Annotated in this window: 6 protein-coding genes; 2 read left to right on the top strand and 4 right to left on the bottom strand. The window is 60.3% G+C overall.

Features of this window, described 5'->3' with window-relative positions:
* The 3 genes from RMO15_RS02295 to RMO15_RS02285 form a co-directional block, all read right to left on the bottom strand.
* Positions 1-446 (bottom strand): hypothetical protein (locus tag RMO15_RS02295; protein ID WP_309707430.1); only part of this gene is annotated, 446 nt, incomplete at its 3' end.
* Positions 382-2,217 (bottom strand): recombinase family protein, encoded by a 1,836-nt coding sequence (locus tag RMO15_RS02290; RefSeq protein WP_309707428.1) that lies wholly within the window; start codon positions 2,215-2,217, stop codon positions 382-384. The genes RMO15_RS02290 and RMO15_RS02295, both read right to left, overlap by 65 nt.
* Positions 2,214-2,381 carry a hypothetical protein gene (locus RMO15_RS02285; RefSeq protein ID WP_309707426.1) on the bottom strand — a complete coding sequence of 56 codons (168 nt, stop codon included), beginning with the start codon at positions 2,379-2,381 and terminating at the stop codon, positions 2,214-2,216. The genes RMO15_RS02290 and RMO15_RS02285 overlap by 4 nt, the downstream gene beginning before the upstream one ends.
* A gap of 116 nt (positions 2,382-2,497) precedes the next feature.
* Between RMO15_RS02285 and RMO15_RS02280 the strand changes: the two genes are divergently transcribed.
* A complete protein-coding gene (locus RMO15_RS02280) occupies positions 2,498-3,097 on the top strand; it encodes a helix-turn-helix transcriptional regulator (protein ID WP_309707425.1) in 600 nt (199 codons plus the stop codon).
* Entirely contained in the window at positions 3,084-3,521 is a 438-nt protein-coding gene (locus RMO15_RS02275) for a hypothetical protein (protein WP_309707424.1), read from the top strand. The genes RMO15_RS02280 and RMO15_RS02275 overlap by 14 nt, the downstream gene beginning before the upstream one ends.
* A 36-nt stretch (positions 3,522-3,557) precedes the next feature.
* On the opposite strand, the gene RMO15_RS02270 is transcribed toward RMO15_RS02275, so the two are convergent.
* Positions 3,558-3,695 carry a hypothetical protein gene (locus tag RMO15_RS02270; protein ID WP_309707422.1) on the bottom strand — a complete coding sequence of 46 codons (138 nt, stop codon included), beginning with the start codon at positions 3,693-3,695 and terminating at the stop codon, positions 3,558-3,560.
* Positions 3,696-3,773 lie beyond the last annotated feature (78 nt).

The following is a 3,773-nucleotide window of genomic DNA, read 5'->3' as shown; positions in this document are numbered from 1 at the left end:
TTGCCCAGGCGCTTGAGCAGCGAGCGACATAGAGCCCGGATCACCGCTGGCCACTGAGTCATGCCAAGAATGGACTCCGCCAGCGCCGCCCAGCCCGCTTCGATCAGCTCCACAGCAGTCACGAGCGGGCGGATTGTGCGCTTACCGAACGCATCAAACTCCCGGACGATCAGCCCAGCGGCTTCGAGATCGGCAAGTCCGCGGCGTATCGTGGCAACATCACGGCCCAAGCCCATGGTGGGGTGGTGGGCGAAGAACTCGTTCTCCGCATGGCAGCCACCTTTGGCATCAAGCCAGAGGATATTGCGCATCAGAACTCCCAGGCGTGCGGCTTTATCGCTGCGTGCTTCAGGGAGCCTCCAGAGTGGTAAAGTGTGGGTGTTAGCGGCAGGCTGGATCGTTGGCGCGAGAGTAGCCTGTCCGTTGGGGGCGGTGCGCTGGATCACTGGTGCACCGCCTTTTTCTTTCGGCGGCTAAGCCCGCCGGAAGGAACATCGATAGAGATTGCGAGGGTTGCTGGTACGGGCCGCGTCGCCTGTAGAAGAGCCAACCGCCTCGCGCTGAGAGCTTTGGATTGTTTTGAGAGAGTTGTGGATTGTTTTGATTGTGGGGAAACGCTTTCGTCGCGCACCCATGTGGTTCGAAATTACGAACCTGTAGAGGGCCGCTTGTGAGATTTAGTCTCACAGCGGCCTTTTGCTTTTCTACCATCGTTACTTCCTCGACCAGCAAACCGATCAACTCGGTACGCTCCTCGCCCGAAAGAAACTCCCAGATATCCATCACGTGCTGCCAGAGCGAGGCTACTTCCTCGGCATCCGGGCGGCGGTATTGGAACGAGGCGATCTGGCCCATCAGGTCTTGGCGCTTACCCTCTATCTCCTCGATGTGCGCTTCCAGCTCCCCGAGGCGCTTGACCAGGGTGGTCAGAACCGTGCCACTCGTGCTGCCCACTTCGAGCGCCATCTGATTCGCCTTGATCTTCTTCTCTGCCTCCCGCTTGTTGCGCTCCAGCCGCTTTATCTCCTCGCGGGCTTCATCGGTCGAGGGCATCGCTTTGGCGGCTTCCCGGATGAAGGTCGCCAAGCGCGTAGGATGTTCACCACAGCGGGCTATCTCGGAGAGTACGGCGGTCTGGAGTGTCTCAGCGTTCACACGCTTGACCGGGCAGGGCTTCCCGGTTTTGGCGGAGCGGATGCACTCGTAGTAGCGAACCCGTGAGCTCCTCCCGTGGTGGCTGGCGGGTGTCATGCGGCTCCCACAGTGTTCGCAGAGGACACGGCCCCGGAGGAAGTAGCAGAAGTCGTCTTCCAGCTTGGAAGGCTTCGCATAGCCCAGCTCTCTGCCCTCGCCGCCTACGGGAGCGGGCTTCTCTTGGCGCGCGGCGAGCTGTGCCTGTGCCGCCTCCCAGAGTGTGTCAGGCACAATGGCTTCATGGGCGTTTGGGTTGGTGTGCACGCCCCAGCGCACGGCCCCGCGGCTGATGGGGTTGGAGAGCAGGCGGCGCACGGCCTCGATTGTCCAGGTGCGTGTGGGGGCGACTTCGCGGAGGTAGCGCTGCACTTGGCCGAGGTTATCGGTCTCGACAAAGCGCTCGAAGGCACGCAGCACGATGGGCGCTTCTTCTGGGTTGGGAACGTAGCGCTTCGGGGCGGGCTTGACCTTGCCACCAGGCAGGACGCTGGGTGTCATGCCAGGAACAGTCTCGGTGGAGTAGCCAAAGGGGCGAACGCCGCCCATCGCGTAGCCGTGAATCACCATCTGGCCCTGCTTGGTCTTGGTCCACTCGGAGATCTGGCGGGGGAGGGCACCATCGAAGACAATCTTGATGCCCTTGCTCATCTGTCCTGCCAGGTCGGGTGTGAAGTCCTCGCGTACGAGCTCGATCTTGACCTTGCACTCTCCGAGAAGATACTCGGCCACGTGGTAGAGCTCCCCACGAGCGAGGCGTGACATGTAGGTGACCACGATCCGGTCGAACTTGTGCTCACGGGCATCGGCTAGGAGTCGCTTCCAGTCGGGGCGCTTGAGGTTGGTGCCCGTGCGGCCTTCGTCGTTGTACTCAGCGACCAGCTCGCCACCGAGGTGAAGGATACGCTCGCGGTTAATCTCGCGCTGTGAGTCAATGGTGGTGTAGTCGCCGTAGGCTTGGTCGTCTGTGGAGCAGCGCACATAAAGAGCGCAGCGGAGGGGCTTGTGTGGTTTGGGTGGCCTCATCGGTTTATCCTTTCGTGGGTGGGTTGTGGTGTGGTGTGCTGGACTGCCTGCCAGCGCCGGTAGCCGGTGCGTAGGAGTACAGTGGCGCGGTTGAAACGTCGCTGTAGCTCCTCGGGTGGGAGTGGTTTTTCTTCGAGATGGAGAGTGAGTGGTGTTCGGTTCATATTCGTCCTTGGTACTGTGCTTTTTTGGTAAACTGTTGTTTGGTGGAGTGTAACACGTCTATGAATTATATGCAATATAAATTGTGCGAATGCGGAAAATGGGGGATAATGGCTCCATGCGTTCTCTGAATCTTGTTGCCTCCCCTGCTGAGGTTGCTCGTGGTAAGGCGTTTGCGCGCTTCTTGCGCATCGAGCGGGCCAAGCGTGATCTGAGCAAAGTTGAGCTGTCGAAGCTCTCTGGAGTCTCGGCCAGCTACCTGACGCTGTTTGAAAACGGCAGTATCAAGCCCGATGGGAAGTACCTGGTGCCTAGCCGGGAGATCCTGGAGAAGATCGCGACCGTGTTTCAGGTGGCTCCTGAGGTGGTACTGAACGCGGCGGGCTACGATGTTCCTGTGCCACTGCCTGAGATCCAGTACGAGCCAGACTTGGACACCCTGCTGGGGCGTGTGGAGGGCTACAGCGACTTTGACGGCCCGACCCGCGAGGTGATCCGGGAGGCTGCCGTGGCGGCGGCGACGAATATGGCGGAGAGCTTGCGCAAGCTCAACTCGCAGGGGACGATTGGCTCGCGTTTCTCGCGTGAGGAAATCGCCGCCGAGGAGCACCAGCAGAGTATTCTCCGAGAGCGCAACACGCTCTACATTGCCGACATGCCGATTGCCGGTGGGCTGGATATGGAGGACGACGAGGACGGCGACGATGACTTGGACTAAATCGTCGATCTTCTTGATGGAGTTCCCGTGGACAGAGTCCGATAAGGTCGCCTCACGCATTGCCCGGAAGATCCGCCGGAGCCTGCGTAGGTTCCCGTGTGGGTTCCTGGAGGATGTGGCAGCCCACTTCCGTGTTCGGATTCGGTGGGACGATTCGGGCAGTGATGCAAGTATGTACATCGCGCCGCTTTCTGAGGGGGACTGGGCGGAGATTATGCTCTCGACCAGCCTATCTGTTGGCCAGCGCTGGCGTGCCTTTATCCACGAGCTTGCCCACCATCTGATGCATACCTGGGTTGCCCCTCTGATGTACTCCAGCGAGTGTGTGGTGCTCTTAGGGAACCCGGACTGTGCGCCCTTGCGGCATGCCATCGCGCGGCGTGTGGAAGTTCTGGTCATCGGCTCGAAGCTCGTCACTCCTTAGAAAGGGGGCAGGGGCGAAGCCCCTGCCCGAACGCTATTATTTCCCCTGCGAAGCGATTACGAGCGCTTCGACCGCCGCGAGGGTAGTATCGGTCTCCTCCGTCGGGAGGAATCGCCGGAGGAACCAGCGTAGCGGCTTTCTGACGAAGAGTTTCCAGAGCGCTTCGTCTTTCATGGCCTAGCTCCGTTTTTTGCTTCCTGTACGCTGATCCCGCCGATCTGGACATGGCATGGGTCCCAGCCGATCTCTACT

The sequence above is a fragment of the Armatimonas sp. genome, assembly GCF_031410135.1.
GTDB lineage: Bacteria > Armatimonadota > Armatimonadia > Armatimonadales > Armatimonadaceae > Armatimonas.
Note: the sequence above shows the minus strand (reverse complement) of the source record. Positions and strands in the feature narration are given on the sequence as shown.

What these genes read in the sequence shown, in the direction of transcription:
- RMO15_RS02290 (WP_309707428.1), bottom strand. Translation starts at nt 2,217, where the DNA reads ATGAGGCCACCCAAACCACACAAGCCCCTCCGCTGCGCTCTTTATGTG.
- RMO15_RS02280 (WP_309707425.1), top strand. Translation starts at nt 2,498, where the DNA reads ATGCGTTCTCTGAATCTTGTTGCCTCCCCTGCTGAGGTTGCTCGTGGT.
- RMO15_RS02270 (WP_309707422.1), bottom strand. Translation starts at nt 3,695, where the DNA reads ATGAAAGACGAAGCGCTCTGGAAACTCTTCGTCAGAAAGCCGCTACGC.
- RMO15_RS02285 (WP_309707426.1), bottom strand. Translation starts at nt 2,381, where the DNA reads ATGAACCGAACACCACTCACTCTCCATCTCGAAGAAAAACCACTCCCA.
- RMO15_RS02275 (WP_309707424.1), top strand. Translation starts at nt 3,084, where the DNA reads ATGACTTGGACTAAATCGTCGATCTTCTTGATGGAGTTCCCGTGGACA.